Raw genomic sequence first — 16,678 nt, forward strand, 5'->3', positions numbered from 1 at the left:
TTATGGCAAAAGACGATTATAGAGCACTTCTTAAACCAGATGTAATTAATACAGTTTCTGGTTTATCACTCATCTCGAGAGTAATTGTAGATGGGTATCTCTCTGGCTTAAATAGAAGCAGGCGAGTAGGAGCTGGTCTTGAGTTTAGCCAGTATAGAGGGTATGAGCCTGGTGATGACCTGCGACTTTTAGATTGGAAAATGCTCGCACGTTCTGGACGCTATTATATCAAGCAATCTGAGATTGACACCCATATAACTGTAAAGTTTATTGTAGACACTAGCGCCTCAATGCTTCATAAAGAAGAAGGATTATCTAAAATGGAGTATGCAAACGTACTCATTGCTAGTCTCGCTCATCTAGCCCATTCTCAGGGAGATGCAGTGGGTTTACTTACCGTAAATAACAAGCAGTTAGAAACATTACAGCCAGCTACGGGAAAATCACATTTTAATAGATTTTTATACCAATTACTTAAGCTCAAAAATCAAGGAAGCTGGCCAGAGCGTATAACTAGTGATCAACTTCATAATCGTAGCCATAGAGAGCTTATATTTTTTATTACAGATCTCTATGAGCAAAGCGAAGAAATTACAACTATGATTACTGCCTTGAAGACCTCTCGCAATGAGGTTGCAGTCATTCATCTTTTAGGAAAGCAAGAGCTCGAGTTTAATCATAAAGGGCAAGTAATTTTTGAAGATCTTGAATCTGGAGAAAAAGTAAAAGTAAATGCCAGAGATGCCCGTGCTCAGTACGTACATGCTATGCAATCATCAATGACAATAATTAAAGAAAAGCTCCTGTCTAGTGGTGTTGGTTATGATCTTTTTACATTAGACAAACATCTAGGAGAGGCATTACAGCTCTTCTTAAAAAAACGTGCAAACTTAATCTAGTATGACGCTCCTACAACCTACATATCTCTGGGGCCTACTAGGATTGTTAATCCCTATAGCCATACACTTGTGGAGTAAACGCAAAGTAAAAACAATACAGGTAGGAAGCACGCAGTTTATAACAGAAACAAAGTCAAAACAGAGTAATAGCATACAGATTAATGAGTGGTGGTTGCTGCTACTGCGCTGTTTACTTATCGCTATACTCACAATCATACTAGCACAGCCTTATACAACACATACACCAGATCCAGTAGCGGTAGCTTATGTTTTTGAACCCTCACTTATAGACACGCAAGAGGAGCAAAGTCGTTTTAAAGCACTACCCTTAGATGATAGGTTTTTATTAAAAGAGGGATTGCCTAAGTGGGATCTAGAGACAGAGATACCACCTAGTAAAACCATACCTAGTTACTGGCAACTTGCACAAGAGATAGCCACCCTAAGAGCAGATAGTGTGGTTGTATTCTCACAAAATCTCGTTCAAGGTATACAAGGTAAGCGACCTAGCTTAGGTAAACATATAAACTGGGTGTCCATCACATCTCAAGAAGAGAAGGAAGTCCCATTTTATGCAATACAAAATCAAGATAGTATCAATGTACTTTCGGCAGTAGGAGGGAGTGATTATCACGCTTTCGCGAAAGCAAAAAAAGCAGCATCACAATTTGCGGTTAAAGACGGTACCATCTCAATTACCCAAAACGATACAGAGCGACTAATACCCGTTGTAAAACAAGATACTATAACGGTAGATGTAATTTATAACAGCTCTTTTGCTACAGAGGCGATGTACCTAGAATCTGCATTAAGAGCAGTAAAAGGCTATACCAGAAAACCTATAACCATTAATATTTATAAAGGTTTAAAAAGTGCGGCAGACCCGGCACCAGATTATCTAATATGGTTGTCTAATGAGGAAGCGCCAGAAGTTGATATTCCAGTTTTGAAATTTGAGGAAGATCTATTTTCAAATAAAATAGTAAAGACTATTTCTGGAACAAACTATACAAATCTCACCCAGAGATTATCACCAGAGGTGGTGATTGATAAGAGGCTAGTAGAAGGTGTGTTGCACTGGCTTTCACTAGATGCGGCTGTACAAAGTGATTTTGATAGACTTGATAACAGATCGCTTGCAATGAGTCAGTTTAAACCAAATATGGATAAAAGTAGCTCTATGCCCAGCAAAGAAGTAAAAGCCTCTCTTGTAGATCCTTTATGGTTACTTCTTATAGTTATAATTATAGTAGAACGTGTTATTGCAAAACTTAGAAAACAATAATGCTAGAGGGAAAAAGACATATAGCAAAGTACACGAGCCGCTGGCAATTATTGCTAGTAATACAGGGCTTGCTGTATGGTATAGGAGCAGGTGTTTTCTGCTGGTTGTTGAGCAGGCAGTTAGGGATGTCTATGTTAGTATTTACTCTAGTAACTGGTCTAGCGATGTTAGTATTAAAACCGTGGCGCATTACGACTACCACAGTAAGTGAGTATCTAGATCATCACCTTAGGAGTGCAGAGTATAGTACTAGTCTATTATTTACAGAAACAACAAGTCTATCTGGCTTAGGACAATTACAGCAGCATAAAGTAAGTACTGTTTTACAAGAACAAATAAACACCATACGCCCAAAAACAAGTGTAAAGACAGCAGCTATTGTTGCATTTATGCTCATAGGTGCGGGGTACGTGGGTTCTCAATTTATTGTTCCTCCGGTTTTAGATAATGGTGATTCTCAAAAGGAGGTGATACAATTACAGTCTACAGATTCTATCACACCCTTGCACGCACCGCCGGTGTTAAAACAACAACAGCTCACTATACAGTATCCATCATATACTAAATTAGCAAGTCGTACCACGAGTAGTATGAATGTAAAGGCTGTAGAGGGTTCTAAACTTTTTTGGAGTCTAGATTTTGAGGGTTTTGTAAAAGAGGTCACACTAGAAGGTCTAGGGACGGGCAAAAAGTTTAATTTAAAAACAACTAACGAGAACTCACTCAGAGCTTCTAGCAGTTTAATTCCTGCTACCTCTGGTTATTATAATTTTAATTTTATTGATAGTCTAGCTGGTGCATATACATCAGATATTTATGCGATAGAAGTGGTGAAAGATCAACCTCCTGCCATTACCATAAAAGATATCGCTCAGTTTACAAGTTTTGAGCATACAGACCGTAAAGTGATAGATTTTAGTGCCTTGATTACAGATGATTTTGGTATTGAGAGTGCTCAAATTATAGCAACTGTAAGTAAAGGAGAAGGGGAGTCTGTAAAGTTTAGAGAAGAAAAAATAGCTTTTGATGCGCCCATAACTAAGGGTATAAAAACTATGACCGCGACAAAAAGTATTAGTCTAGATGCCTTAAAAATGGAACTTGGTGATGAGTTATACTTCTATGTAGAGACAAGAGATCAAAAGACACCAAAGCCAAATATCACGCGCAGCGAGACCTACTTTGCAGTGATTAAGGATACGGTGAGTGATGGTTTTGGGGTAGAAGGCACGATGGGAGCAGACCTAATGCCAGATTATTTTAGAAGTCAGCGGCAACTTATAATTGATACAGAAAAACTTATAAAAGATAGAAACACACTTACAAAGCAAGAGTTTACAAATAGGAGCAATGAGCTGGGATTTGACCAGAAAGCCTTACGTCTTAAGTATGGTAAATTTATGGGTGATGAGGACGACTCAGGTATAGGAGTTGCCCAAGATATAGATATGAGCGATTATGATGAAGATGATCCTACGGCTGGTTTTCGTCACGATCACGATACAGAAAATGAACACAACCTTGTAGAAGAAGACCACGACCACGAGCACGAAGAAGAATCTGAGGGAGAAGAAGAAAAAGAAACCTCCCTTTTTGAAGATTACCTGCATAATCACGACGACCCAGAGGAGTCAACACTTTTTACAGAATCGCTGCGTGGCAAGTTAAAAAATGCAATGGCACAAATGTGGGATGCAGAGTTACATCTCAGGCTAGCAGATCCAGATACATCTTTGCCTTACCAGTATAAAGCTTTAAAACTCATACAAGAGATAAAAAACAGTGCACGTATTTATGTGCACCGCATAGGTTTTGACCCTCCACCTATAAAAGAAGATAAGAGACTCTCTGGAGAGATTAAAGAGATAACAAACGTCTTTAAAAAAGAAGATTTTGATAATAAAGATCCTTATGTGTCTATGAGAGAAAGCATAGAGATATTAGAAAAAAGATTACAAAATGAGCGAGAACTTACGGAGGAGGATAAGACCGCTTTCGCGAAAGCGGGAGAAGAACTTGCACAACTAGCCATCTTAGAGCCCTCTAAGCATCTACTTACTTTACAAAAACTCAAATGGCTCACAGAAGATAAGAAACAACCTAAAACCGTGATACAATCTGTACAAAAAGGACTTCTTGAGGCATTGCCTAGAGTTTCAGAAACTCCTAAAAACCCAGAAGGGTACACGAGTAAGCTAGAATCATTATTTACAAAAGAGTTACAAAAACGTGATTGATACAATACATTTTTTACGTGAGGATCTTATTTGGCCTACAGTGATAGGCCTAGTGTTGCTCTGGATTTTATTTCTCTGGAAGGAATACAAGGCAGTTACAATCACAAGGTTTATCATACGTGGTATTGTTGCTCTACTAGCACTGAGTGCAGTGGCTTCCTTATTTTTAGAACCTGTAACTTTTCAAAAACAGGTAAAGGGAGTAGCCGTTTTAAAGACCGCAAATTTTGATTCAAATCTAATAGATAGCCTTAAGAGTACAACTCCAGCGCTAAAAACAATTACCTATAAAGAAAATCAAAATCTACAGCCACAATTAGACTCCATAAGTGAGCTCCATATCTCGGGTGACGGGGTTGCTATTTATGATTTGTGGCAGTTTAAAAATAAGAAAGTCTATTACCATCCTCACAAACCCACCTCTGGGATTATAAAACTCGCTTATAATACAGAAGTGTTACTTGGAGATTCACTTACTGTAACTGGTCTATATAAAAACTCTTTTTCTAGTAATACCGTATTGCTACAAGAGTCTGGATCACGCACTATAGACTCTGTAAAAATCTTAAATCAAGATGAGACTGTTTTTAAATTACACACACTACCTAAAGCAAAAGGAAATTATCTTTATCATATCATAGTTAAAGACAGTCTGGGTAAGATTATAAGTTCAGACCCGCTTCCATTAACAATAAAAGATCGTGGTCGCTTGCGTGTTTTAATGGTGAATACATTTCCTACGTTTGAGACTAAATATCTCAAAAACTACCTAGCAGAGAGTGGTCACGAGGTACTTGTGCGTAGTCAGATTACAAAAGATCGTTATAAGTTTGAAAATTATAACCGTAGCCAGAAAAGCATTTACAATTTTACACGTCAAAACCTTTCTGAATTTGATGCTATAATTACAGATGTGAGCACGTATAATGGACTGAGCCAACGCTCAAAAAATGCCATTAATTACCGAGTAGAAGAGCAGGGTATGGGACTACTTCTTCAAGCAGATGCCAGACTTATAGAGCAGGGGTCAAAATTTGGTTTTCGCTTTAAGCGAAAAAATATAACAGCATTACAGCTTCCTTCTTGGCCTAGAGTAAAAATACCAGTATACCCTGCCACACTTACAAATGATGCTCTTGTTGAACCTATACTAGTAACAAAAAATGGCATCTTAAGTGCCTATGCACAAAAGGGAACAGGACGCATAGGTACTCTACTTGCTGAAGATTCTTTTCAATTATTACTAAGTGGTAATGAGGATGTATATCACTATTTATGGAGTACGGCACTAGGTGAAATAAGCCAGCAACCACAGTCGCTTGTACAGTGGTCACTCAGTGATTATATGGCATATATTGATGAGCCGTTTCAATTTAATTTGCGCACAAGTATACCATTGCCAAAGGTTGTAATGAATAATGATGTAGTAGTACCCCTTGTACAAAATGTGACGCTGCAAGATGAATGGTCTGGTACAATCTACCCTAATGGTGATGGATGGGTAAACCTCAAGGTGGCGCAGGCTCCCGCTTCTCTAAAGGAAATGTATGTTATAAATGATACCGCGTGGAGGGCAAAAAAGGTGTACAAACAAATAACAGAAAATGCTTCCTTTTATAAGAATGAGAACAGTCTTTCTTCAGAAAGTTCTATACCTGTACCGTTTACAAAATGGTGGGCATTTACAGTTTTTATTCTAGCAATGGGTTACCTATGGCTAGCACCTAGAATTTACAAGAGCTAGATGCCTAAGATTTCTTTATCTTTTGCTCATCTGTTGCAAGTCTTTCTTCTTCTTTTTCTACAAATTTTTGATGTTCAGACTGTGCGTAGTGATCTTTTTTTCGGCTATAGATGCTTTTGATACCTTCTGCTTTTCCGTAAATAGTGACCTTGTCGTGAGGTAACATTTTAAAGTTGCCAGACGGTGATCCAAAATAGCCTACGCCCTCACGCTCTACTCCTAGTATAGTTATTCCCTCCTCACGTAAGTCTAACTCTTGTAATGTGCGATGACACATCCAGCCATCGTCATCTACCTGTGCTTCTATAATTTTATAGTTGTCTTTGAGGTGTAATACAGCAGCATAATCATTAATCTCAAGATCTGTATATTTTTTAAGCATCTTATTTATAATACGTGATAGCCCCCTGTCTACCCAAGCGCTCCTTATACCTAACCATAGTACAATCATTCCTCCTACTATAATTAGAAAACCATAAAGTCTAGAAGCATTAGACTCTGGTAATACAAATGTGAGGATGAGTGAAGACATTGCTGTTACAATACCCGCGTTACCTATGAGCATAAGATTATAGATAATCTTGCGTCTCACAGGGTGATTCATAATATTCTCTGTTTCTTGAGTACTTAGACCAGCACCTGTGTAAGCAGATCTAGCTTGAAATTTGGCACTCTCGCTAGATAGACCTGTATGTACAAGTGCGATAGTCGCTATTCTGGTAATGAGTACCGAGAGTGTGACAATAAGAAAAAGGGATACTGCTGCAATCATAATTTAATGTTGTTATATAAAGTAATTTATGCTAGCAACTTATCCTCCTAGGGTGTTAAGGTAAAAAGCAAGTACTAATCCTATAGCTGTTGCTAGGCCTGTCCAGTATTTATCTTCTTTAAAAGCCTTTGGAAAAACTTCAATTGCTAGTGAAGCTACGACCGCTCCTCCAGCAAAACAGCGTATAAGGTCTAATGTGTCATTAGACACCTTGTCAAAGAAAAAATAGCCCACAAGTGCTGCTATAGATAACACAATTGCTGTGGCTGTCCATAACCAGATAATAGATTTTGAAGATCTACCATCGGCTTTCATTTCTTTTGCTCCACCTGCAGCCTCGGGTAGATTAGATAATACAATAGAGCCAGATAGCGCTGCTACCGTGAGTGGGTCTGCACTTATAAGTGCAACCCCCAGTGCTAAGTTTTCTGGTAACCCGTCTAGGGTAATCGCAGCAAGTAAGCCTGAGCCACCGCTACTGGTACTCCATTTTTCTTTCACATAAAAATCAAGAATGGTAAATACAATAGCACCGGCAAAAACAGCTATAAGTGGTGTGATTATAGGCTCTTTTTCTAACGCAGGCTGTATAAGCTCAAGTACTGCAGATACCATAAGCGCTCCTCCTGCGAGTGCAACTAGAAAGCCTTCAGTTTTATTAGAAAGATTACCATATACTCCCCATAGTGCGCCTGCGATAAGAGCAAAAGAAACAACGCAGATTACAATGATTGTAGTTAACATAATGTGCTAATATTATTTTTGAGTTCTTTTAAAATAATCTATGACGTGTAAACTTGTAAAACCGTGTATGAGTATACTAAATAGAATAACGTAGCTCACAATGCCAAAAAGCTCATCGTAATCGGTAAAATTTCCTTTCATAAGAGCATAGCTTAAGTAAAAGAAACTACCTATGCCTCGTATTCCAAAAAAGCTTATTGCCCATTTTTTTGGCCCAGAAAAATCTGTTGTGAGCATTGCCAGATACCCAAAAATAGGTCTCAAAATAAGTACAAATGCTAGACTCGCTATGACTCCCCAAATATCTGTATAAGAAAGAATACCAGACACAACAGCTCCACCAAAAAAGATAGTCCACAAGGCAACTAGCAATTTTTCAGTTTCTTCGGCAAAGTGAAGCATTGTTGAGTTTATGTTATCATCAGAATTTTTATCACAATGAAACTGCATAAACACTCCAGTAGCAAAAACGCTTAAAAAGCCATAGGTGTGTAAAACCTCACCTATGCCGTATGAAAAAAAAGTAAGTGCTACTGCTATAAAGCCATCTAGTATATATCGCTGGTGTTCTTTACTATGATATTGTACTACCCAACTGTATACATAACCTATAAATGAGCCTACGAGTATACCTCCTATAATCTTAAATAAGAAATAAAAACCCGTAAAATGAAGCCAATCTATCTCTCCAAAGCTTGAAGAGTTACTCCATAATATAGCCAGAAAGACAAAAGGAAATGCAAACCCATCATTAATACCAGCCTCTGCCGTGAGTGTATATCTTAAGCCAGTATTACGCTTTTTAAAATCTTGACTTTCTTCTAGCTGTAACTCACTTGCAAGTACAGGGTCTGTTGGTGCTAGAACCGCTGCTAGTAGTAGTGATACGGGGCCGTTGAGCCCTAATAAATAATAGGCAATAAGAAATACAGCCACCATAAAAAGAGGCATCGTGATCGCGATGAGTGATAGTGGTTTTTTCCAGTCACTCCATTTATAACTTGTACCTATTTTAAGACCTGCGGTCATTAAACTTATGATGACAATTACCTCACTCACAATTTTTCCAAACTCTAGTTCCCAAAGAGGATCTGGCCAGGGCAGTGGGGCACCTAGGTAGTATAAACATACCCCGAGCAATAGTAAAGGAATGATGTATGTTATTTTAAGCTTTTTTGAATACACAGGTATAAATGCCATAAGGGATATAGCAAGTCCTGTAAATGCAAGGGCAGGGTAGTATGACGAGATTTCTACTAGAGCTATCATTCTTCAACTTCGGTTTCTATAGTTATGGAGAATTGCTCTTGAGGATCCAGTTTTGTATAGGTGCTTTTTTTTGTGATGTCTAGTGATTCATTTTCAGTATCTGGTAGGCCTAACCAGGGTTCAATACACACATAGTCTGCTCCAGGTTGTGCCCACAGGGCTAGATGAGGATAGCCTGTAAATCGTATGACTAGGCCTTTTGTTTTTGCGCTTTCGCGTAAGCGTACCCAGCTATAATCTATTTCTGAAAATATGAGTGCGTCATCATTAAAGATAGTTTTTGACAAGGGTAGCAAAGCACCATCTGTTTCTACCTTTCTCATTGTAGAGGTAAGTAGGCCTTGATTGTTAAGAGTATGTGATGAGCGCTCTTGCACCTCTGGAAATTCTATAACATAGTCAGAAAGTGCTTTTGTAGCCGTTACGGGACAGGCGTAAGCAGTGTGACCACCACAAGTAAAATACATAGGCTCGCTGTCTAGATTTACTACGTTGTAACTCATAAGTAAGCGATTATTTTCTAAGGTATAAGTAATAGTAAAAGAAAACTTAAATGGATACAAGTGGTGAGTTGCCTCACTATGCGTAAGTGTATAAGAGCAAGAGGATGCACTAAGTTGTTTAAACTCAAAAGCATCATTATCTCTAGCGATACCGTGCTTAGGCATAGGGTATTCTTTGTCTTTGTAAATGATTTTATCACCTTTTATGGTTCCTATAGCAGGAAAAAGCGGTGGTGAGCTACTTCTCCATACATCTGGATCTATCTGCCAGATATATTCTTGTCCAGTTTTATTGTTTTTTAAAGAACGTATTTCAGCGCCTTTTGCAATTATGGAACACGTGAGTAGCTCATTTGTAATGATATGAAACATACGGGGTTTTTATTGTGATGGTACTTAAAGGTAGTATAATTTACGGCAAGTTGTATGGTGCCTTTATAAGAAATACGCTTTCGCGAAAAAGTTAAACTGCTTTTAAATAGTTCAAAAAATAATAAAACCGCTATTTGTAAATAGATATGATGGGTCTGTACTTTTTATATACTCAGAAGCAAGAAATGTTAGTTTTTGAAATAAAAAAAAGGCTACTTGAGGGTAAGTAGCCTTTTACATCAATATGATTACGCTTAGTACGTCTAACAAATCAATCAATACTCAATCACATTGAAAAAAAAGGGGCATTAATGCTTTCTTATAGAATCTCTTTTGGTCTAATTCAAATAATAACTGGTATGCTTATTACTTAGAGAGCCTATATTCTTTTTCCTTACAAAAAAACTTTAGGTTGACAATAGGTGTCTGTTTTTGTATTAACAAATGTAGATATATGTCTGACTATGAGAGGTTGAGTGATGTTCTTGAAGTTTGTGTATGGATAAACTGTGAGTAATTACAGATAAAATACACAGAAGAATAGAGTTTGTAAATTAAAATGTACTATCTCCGTATTATGAAAGAGTGGTATGCGCGTTGTGATATGAAAGTATGTATGAAAAACTAGAGCTGAGGTTTATGATATCTTACTTATAAGAAAAAGCATAAAAAAAAGGTACCCATAGATGGATACCTTTGCAAATAAAATAGTTTAAATACCCCTAATAATTTAAACCGTGGCAATAATACTAGATTTTGGGTTAGGTATTTTACGGATTTCCTTTTTTTGGGGTAAAAAAATTAATTTTTTTTTGACTCCTATATAAAGAGTAAAATGATGGTGAGAATAAAACCGCCTATTGCAAAGAGAATTCCTTTTCTGAAAATGGGCATTTTTGGCGTGTACATCCAGAATGCAGAAACCACAAAAAATAGAAGTGATGCTCCAAAGAAAATATTTAAAAAGTACACAGGACTCTTTGTTGTTGCCTTATGGAGGTGCTCCATTTTATCGAGTATGAAGGGAAGTTCCATCTTGCGAGTGGTTACAATACCGGTGTCTTGATTATAAGATCCTCCTTTAAAATAGAAAACAGCTCCCTCGGTTTTAGTGACTTTTGGGTTTTTGCGCAATTTTGAACTCAACTCGCTAGAGGTAAGCTTAGGCTCCATTTGCTTTTCTGTAATCACTTCGTGTTTTAAGAAATCTGTATTTCTATACACCATTACAATACCACTTATGGCATAAACGGCCATAATACCGGCTAGAAAGAAGCCTAGGTATCTATGTATTGAACGTACTTTTAATGAAAATGGGGTTTTGCGTTTTGCCATAGTAATATTAGATTTTTTTATGCTTACAATCTCAATGAAATAGTGATTATGATAATTTTGTTATTTTATTTCTAAAGAATTCCAGATAAGGTTTATTAGTTTTTCACCAATTGAATTTTTAGTATCATTCATTCTCATAGCCATTATTAATAAACCGGAGTCCTTTTTACCTACACTAGCGATTTCATAAATATTAACTTCATCATTATATGTGAGATAGGCCTGTATGACATTTAAATCTTCTCCGGAAGTTAATTTGTGATTATACTCACGACGTTCCATTTGAAATCCATAGTTTATACTTTCTTTAGTAACCTCACCTAGCATAAGTTCCTTTAAGTTTTCTGGATTTATTGTTGAGTACTTCTGGATTAAAAATCCATCACCTTCTGGAGTCATAAGCATTAATTGTTCAATGCCTTGTTCAATTTTGGTTTTACCAACTTTATATTCTTTAAAAAAATTAAAACTAAACATTTCATCATTGTAGGTTAAAGTATCTTTCTGTTTAAGAATAATATTCTTTAAACCATCTTTGGTTTGAAGTTGAAACTGTTTGTCAAGAGAAATTTCAAAGGATTCTCCATTGATTTCAATTGTATAGTCCTCTTGAGAATGAGCGACGGTAAAAAATAGGATTAAAAGGGAAAGGGTAATTTTTAAAGAAGTTTTCATAATAGTTTTGATTGATGATTTTGAATTAAGAAGCCGAAAATAGTCAAAATATTTAATCCTTGTAATAAAGTGTGCATATTCGAAAAACTAGCTTTTGAGAAGCGAGAGTGTACGTTTATAATACGAGATTTGTCAACTTCGAGAGAGTTTTCGCGAAAGCGGCCTTTTAAATTACTAGTCTTAAAACTTTTTATTAATAGTAGAGTCTAAAATCGAGTAGTTTACAAAGTTTATAATGCTTCTGAAACATCATTTCTACTACCTCTTTGTAATCATCATTTTCTTGAAACATATTAAAAAAGACTCTGTCTATAGTGTTTGAGCTAGAGAAGGTGTCATTACGCGTTCCATAACCAGAGATGGCCCTTGCTCCCGTAACATCTAAGAAGTATTGTGACTCCTCATCTGTAAGATCAAGAGCTTTTCTGTTTGAAAAATGGATGATCTTACCCGTCATTTTACCTTCAAAAATTTCGGCAATTTCCTCAATGCTATAGTAGAAGTCATTAAGCATAATATTATTGGGCTGGCCAGACATAATGAGGTAAATAATTTCATAATCCTTAAAATGGTGGTCATCATAAATGAGCGCATTTAAGCTATCTTCGAGTCCCTCTATGGTATCGCAGCTTTTATAAATACTCGTAATACCTTCGGTTAGGGCAATTTCTTCTAGCGTCATTACAACCTCTGTGGTCACTTCCTTATCTACATCTGTAACAGCTTCGAGGCAGTAAATAAATTTTTCGGCTTCGATATAAGGTTCTTTGTGCGATTGAATTTCATTCATAGTAGAGTAAAAAATTAAGTTACTATAACTTAAAAATGATGCCTGATGTAGGTTTTTTTTTGGGTTACAAAAATAGAATAAAACTATTTTGATAACCCTTTTTCATCACGACAAATGTTGAGAATAGATATAGAATTTTATACCTCGTTGTTTATTCAATATTGTAAGTAATTTATGATATTTTGATTTTTATATACTGCTATAAACTAGTTTGATGCAGATGATATTACCTTTTATTCCGCTTTCGCGAAAGCATAAACCTATTTTTATAAGATTATGCGTGTAAAATGCGATTATTTTTAATAGTTTTATTTTTAAAATGCAGTATGTAAAGCTGTTACCCCATAAAAATGAGCGATTGATATGGCAAAAGCTATAAAAGAAATGATGTTTGATAAAAAGCCTACTTATGAGGATTTAGAAAAACAAATAGAAGCTTTAAAGTTTGAAAATGAACAGGTTTATAAAAAACTTTATGACAACTCTACTATCTCTATCTGGAATAAAGATTTTACGCTCGTATTTGAAGAAATAGAAAAAATTAAAACACTCAAGATTGTTGATGTCAACAAGTACTTAAATGAAAATCCAGAGGTCGTATTTTTATTACTAGAAAAGTTAAAAATAAATAGTGTAAACCAGGCTACTTTGAAAATTTTCAGAGCTTGTAGTAAAGAAGATTTTTTAAATAATGTACATAGAACCTTTGGTAATGGAGCAACAGAAGTTTTTATAAAACTTATAGTAGCCATTTGGAACAATAAAAAAACATTTTCTTCTGAGGTAAATTATAAGACTCTGGATGGTGACGAGTTTGCTGCTATGATATCTCTAAACATACCACAAACATTATTAGAACAAAAAACCGTCCCTGTTACTATACAAGACATAAGTGCGCTTAAGGAGGCAGAGTATGCCAAAAAAAGATCTATATCAAATCTACAACAGGCTCAAAAAATAGGAAAAATAGGAAGCTGGGAATGGGAGTGGAAAACAGGTGCTGTTTACTGGTCTGATGAAATGCTTAATATTTTTGGACTTAAAAGAGGAGAGATTGACCTCACAAGTAAGAACGTGGGTAAATTTATTGTAAAGGAAGATAGAGAAAAAGTAAATGAGATTATTAGAGGGCTTTACAAGGGTAAAGGTATGAAGCCTTTTAAATTTAGAATATTAAGGTCTAATAGTGAGATAAGACATTTAAATATTCTAGGGATAGAGGTTGTAGATGGAAAAGTTTTTGGAGTTACACAAGACGTAACAGATAAAGAGAAAATTGAAAATGATCTTAAAGCAGCTCAAGCATTAGGAAAAGTAGGTAGCTGGCTATTTGATATCGCTACCCAAGAAATAGAATGGTCTAATGCAATGTTTAATATATGGGGTCTTGACTCATCTCAAGGCGCGCCGCAATATGATGAATTACTAGAGAGTGTTCATCCAGATTATCTAGATTTATGGAATAATTCTGTGCAAAAAGCTATAGAAAATGGTACACCTTATGATATAGAACATAAAATATGTCTTCCCGATGGTAATGAGAAAGTGGTAAGATGTATATGTGAACCTGTACTTTGTCCTAACGGAATGGTTATAAGTTTAAAGGGTACAGGGCAAGATGTTACGGAACAAAAACTACTAGATGCTGCACTTGTAAAAGCTAAAGACAAAGCTGAGGAAAGTGAAAATCATCTCAATAACATTATTAATAACATAGGTGATCCTGTTTTTGTAAAAGACAAAGAGAGTAGACTACTTATTGTTAATGATGCATTTTGTACACTCTATGGATATAATAGAAATGATATAATAGGTAAGACTCTAGGTGAAGGATTGCCTAGTGAAGAAACAGGACCCGTGTTTGAAATTGATAGACAACTTGTTCTTGACGGAATAGAAAATGTTACCGAAAAAAACGCAGTTATCAGAGATGGTAAGTCAAAAAGAATATCTACTAGAAAAACGCGCTTTATTGACTCTGAGGGTAATGTGTTTATAGTAGGAGTTATACACGATATTACCGAGCGCTTTAAAACAGAAACCATAATAAAAGAGGCAAAGGAACGAGCAGAGGCAAATGAAAGACGCTTTCAAATTTTAATGCAAAATCTAGAAGCTGGCGTCGTGGTGAACGCCCCAGATACCTCAATAGTGCAATGCAATGATAGAGCTTCAGAAATATTAGATATTAATCAAGAAGATGTACAAGACAAGGGGCTGTGTTATATCAATTCTAAACTTATAAACTTTGATAAGTCACCACTAGCATTATCAGAATATCCTGTAAATAAAATTGCAGAGACTAAAGAGTCTATAAATAATCAAATCATCGGGCTTATAGGCCCGAATGATGAGGATGTAAAGTGGACAACTCTTAATGGTTTTCCCGTACTTAATGATGTAGGAGAAATTACAGAGATAGTTACGGTTTTTATTGATATAACTGAGCAGCGACAAAATGAAAAGGATAAGCTTAAAGCCAAATTATTATTAGATAGGACAGAAAAAGAATTAAGTGATGCTCAGACCCTTGCAAAAATAGGAAGCTGGCTGGTAAAAACTCCAGGTAATAAAATGGAGTGGTCTAAAGAGATGTATAATATTTGGGGCTATGATTATAATGAGGAGTTGCCAGATTATGAAGATGTTATCGATAGGGTACACCCAGATGATAAATTAGAGCTCCAAAAAATTCTTGACAAAGCCTTTACTTTAGGCAAACCATACAATGTAGAATTCAGAATTTTAATCCCCAACAAACCTCAGAAAACGATAAGATCAATATGTCAACCGGTAACTGATAATGATGGTGAAGTAATAAGCCTAGCGGGTACTAATCAAGATATAACTCAACAAAAAAAAATAGCTCAAGAACTTATAAGAGCAAAAGAAAAAGCAGAGGAGAGTGACCGATTAAAATCTGCATTTCTTGCAAATTTAAGCCACGAGATGCGCACCCCTATGAATGGTATTTTAGGGTTTTCAGAATTACTAAGGAGAAAAAACATATCTGAAGAAAAAAAGGATATTTATCTAGAACTTATAGAAAAAGAAGGACACCGTCTTTTGAGTTTTATCTCTAACATTGTTGATATCTCTAAGATAGAGTCTAACATCATAAATATTGAAAATTCTCATCTTAATCTCAATTCCCTTATTGATGATTTATATTCAAAATATCAATTAAAACTAGAAGGTACAAATGTTAAACTTGAAGTTAATAAGGGGCTATCAGGTACAGATAGCGGTATAGAAACTGATGAAAATAAACTCGTTCAAATATTATCTAACCTACTAGAAAACGCAATAAAATTTACAAAGGAGGGCTCTATAGAATTTGGCTACACATTAAAGGAAGAAATACTACAGTTCTATGTTAAAGATTCTGGAATAGGAATAGATGAAGAAGAACAAAAAAACATCTTTGACCGATTTACGCAGGGTAAAAGGGAGCAAACTCATAATCTAGGTGTAGGATTAGGTTTGTCTATTGTAAAAGGCCTAATTAAAATTTTAAATGGATCTGTATGGATAGAATCAAAAATGGGTGAAGGATCAATATTTTATTTTACAATTCCTTATAAAAAAGTAGTAGATAAGATTACTATTGTAAATGACCCTAGTGAAACAACTTTAGAAAATGGTGATTTTACAATTTTAATAGCCGAAGATGATAATTTGAGTTTTCTTTATGTAAAAGCTTGTCTTTCTAATTATAACTGTACCGTTATACGAGCTGTTAATGGTAAGGAGGCCGTAAAAATTGTTAATAAAAACCCCTCACTAGATCTCGTATTAATGGATATAAATATGCCAGAGATGGACGGCAACGATGCTCTAGTAGAAATAAGGAAAACAAATAAAGAAATAAAAATAATTGCTCAAACCGGTCTCGCTATGTCTGGTGATAAAGAAAAAATGCTCAATGCTGGCTTTACCGATTATGTATCAAAACCTATTTCAACCTCGCAACTCATAAGCACAATAAATAAGCACTTAAAGATAGCAACGTAAGCTCATAGCTTTATAAATTGTTAACGTATTTGTCACCCA

The 16,678-nt window shown here is 35.7% G+C and carries 12 protein-coding genes; 5 read left to right on the forward strand and 7 right to left on the reverse strand.

The window, feature by feature from the left end; genetic code table 11:
* Positions 1-2: 2 nt before the first annotated feature.
* From Q0948_RS10865 to Q0948_RS10880, 4 genes are read left to right on the forward strand one after another with little or no spacing between them, the layout of a single operon-like run.
* Positions 3-899 (forward strand): DUF58 domain-containing protein, encoded by an 897-nt coding sequence (locus tag Q0948_RS10865; RefSeq protein WP_298352287.1) that lies wholly within the window; start codon positions 3-5, stop codon positions 897-899.
* Between the two features lies 1 nt (position 900).
* The gene (locus Q0948_RS10870; RefSeq protein WP_298352290.1) at positions 901-2,184 is read left to right on the forward strand and encodes a BatA domain-containing protein; all 1,284 of its coding nucleotides are present in this window, start codon (positions 901-903) and stop codon (positions 2,182-2,184) included.
* Positions 2,184-4,421, forward strand: coding sequence for a tryptophan-rich sensory protein (locus tag Q0948_RS10875; RefSeq protein WP_298352293.1), 2,238 nt, complete (start codon positions 2,184-2,186; stop codon positions 4,419-4,421). The genes Q0948_RS10870 and Q0948_RS10875 overlap by 1 nt, the downstream gene beginning before the upstream one ends.
* Positions 4,414-6,165, forward strand: a complete 1,752-nt coding sequence (locus Q0948_RS10880) for a hypothetical protein (RefSeq protein WP_298352296.1) — start codon at positions 4,414-4,416, stop codon at positions 6,163-6,165. Before Q0948_RS10875 ends, Q0948_RS10880 begins: the two co-directional genes overlap by 8 nt.
* 4 nt (positions 6,166-6,169) lie before the next feature.
* Here Q0948_RS10880 and Q0948_RS10885 read toward each other — a convergent pair whose 3' ends face one another.
* The 7 genes from Q0948_RS10885 to Q0948_RS10915 all read right to left on the reverse strand — a co-directional run bounded on the left by Q0948_RS10885 (position 6,170) and on the right by Q0948_RS10915 (position 12,592).
* On the reverse strand, positions 6,170-6,937 hold the full coding sequence (locus Q0948_RS10885) for a TrkA C-terminal domain-containing protein (RefSeq protein ID WP_298352299.1): 768 nt from the start codon (positions 6,935-6,937) through the stop codon (positions 6,170-6,172).
* Between the two features lie 39 nt (positions 6,938-6,976).
* Positions 6,977-7,681, reverse strand: a complete 705-nt coding sequence (locus Q0948_RS10890; protein ID WP_298352302.1) for a zinc transporter — start codon at positions 7,679-7,681, stop codon at positions 6,977-6,979.
* Between the two features lie 12 nt (positions 7,682-7,693).
* Positions 7,694-8,950 (reverse strand): sodium:proton antiporter, encoded by a 1,257-nt coding sequence (locus Q0948_RS10895; protein WP_298352305.1) that lies wholly within the window; start codon positions 8,948-8,950, stop codon positions 7,694-7,696.
* Complete coding sequence (locus Q0948_RS10900; RefSeq protein ID WP_298352309.1) at positions 8,947-9,825, reverse strand: aldose 1-epimerase family protein; 879 nt, start codon at positions 9,823-9,825, stop codon at positions 8,947-8,949. Before Q0948_RS10900 ends, Q0948_RS10895 begins: the two co-directional genes overlap by 4 nt.
* 819 nt (positions 9,826-10,644) lie before the next feature.
* Positions 10,645-11,160, reverse strand: a complete 516-nt coding sequence (locus Q0948_RS10905; protein WP_298352313.1) for a PepSY domain-containing protein — start codon at positions 11,158-11,160, stop codon at positions 10,645-10,647.
* 60 nt (positions 11,161-11,220) lie between these two features.
* Complete coding sequence (locus Q0948_RS10910; RefSeq protein ID WP_298352317.1) at positions 11,221-11,835, reverse strand: hypothetical protein; 615 nt, start codon at positions 11,833-11,835, stop codon at positions 11,221-11,223.
* Between the two features lie 193 nt (positions 11,836-12,028).
* The gene (locus tag Q0948_RS10915; RefSeq protein ID WP_298352546.1) at positions 12,029-12,592 is read right to left on the reverse strand and encodes a DUF6642 family protein; all 564 of its coding nucleotides are present in this window, start codon (positions 12,590-12,592) and stop codon (positions 12,029-12,031) included.
* Between the two features lie 396 nt (positions 12,593-12,988).
* On the opposite strand from Q0948_RS10915, the gene Q0948_RS10920 reads away from it, so the two are divergent.
* Entirely contained in the window at positions 12,989-16,639 is a 3,651-nt protein-coding gene (locus Q0948_RS10920; RefSeq protein WP_298352320.1) for a PAS domain-containing protein, read from the forward strand.
* The last annotated feature ends 39 nt before the right edge of the window (positions 16,640-16,678 follow it).

Source organism: uncultured Dokdonia sp. (assembly GCF_947496725.1).
GTDB lineage: Bacteria > Bacteroidota > Bacteroidia > Flavobacteriales > Flavobacteriaceae > Dokdonia.

Bases quoted from the DNA above. Each gene is read 5' to 3' on its own strand.
- Q0948_RS10865 (WP_298352287.1), top strand. From the start codon at position 3: ATGGCAAAAGACGATTATAGAGCACTTCTTAAACCAGATGTAATTAAT.
- Q0948_RS10870 (WP_298352290.1), top strand. From the start codon at position 901: ATGACGCTCCTACAACCTACATATCTCTGGGGCCTACTAGGATTGTTA.
- Q0948_RS10875 (WP_298352293.1), top strand. From the start codon at position 2,184: ATGCTAGAGGGAAAAAGACATATAGCAAAGTACACGAGCCGCTGGCAA.
- Q0948_RS10885 (WP_298352299.1), bottom strand. From the start codon at position 6,937: ATGATTGCAGCAGTATCCCTTTTTCTTATTGTCACACTCTCGGTACTC.
- Q0948_RS10890 (WP_298352302.1), bottom strand. From the start codon at position 7,681: ATGTTAACTACAATCATTGTAATCTGCGTTGTTTCTTTTGCTCTTATC.
- Q0948_RS10895 (WP_298352305.1), bottom strand. From the start codon at position 8,950: ATGATAGCTCTAGTAGAAATCTCGTCATACTACCCTGCCCTTGCATTT.
- Q0948_RS10900 (WP_298352309.1), bottom strand. From the start codon at position 9,825: ATGTTTCATATCATTACAAATGAGCTACTCACGTGTTCCATAATTGCA.
- Q0948_RS10905 (WP_298352313.1), bottom strand. From the start codon at position 11,160: ATGGCAAAACGCAAAACCCCATTTTCATTAAAAGTACGTTCAATACAT.
- Q0948_RS10910 (WP_298352317.1), bottom strand. From the start codon at position 11,835: ATGAAAACTTCTTTAAAAATTACCCTTTCCCTTTTAATCCTATTTTTT.
- Q0948_RS10920 (WP_298352320.1), top strand. From the start codon at position 12,989: ATGGCAAAAGCTATAAAAGAAATGATGTTTGATAAAAAGCCTACTTAT.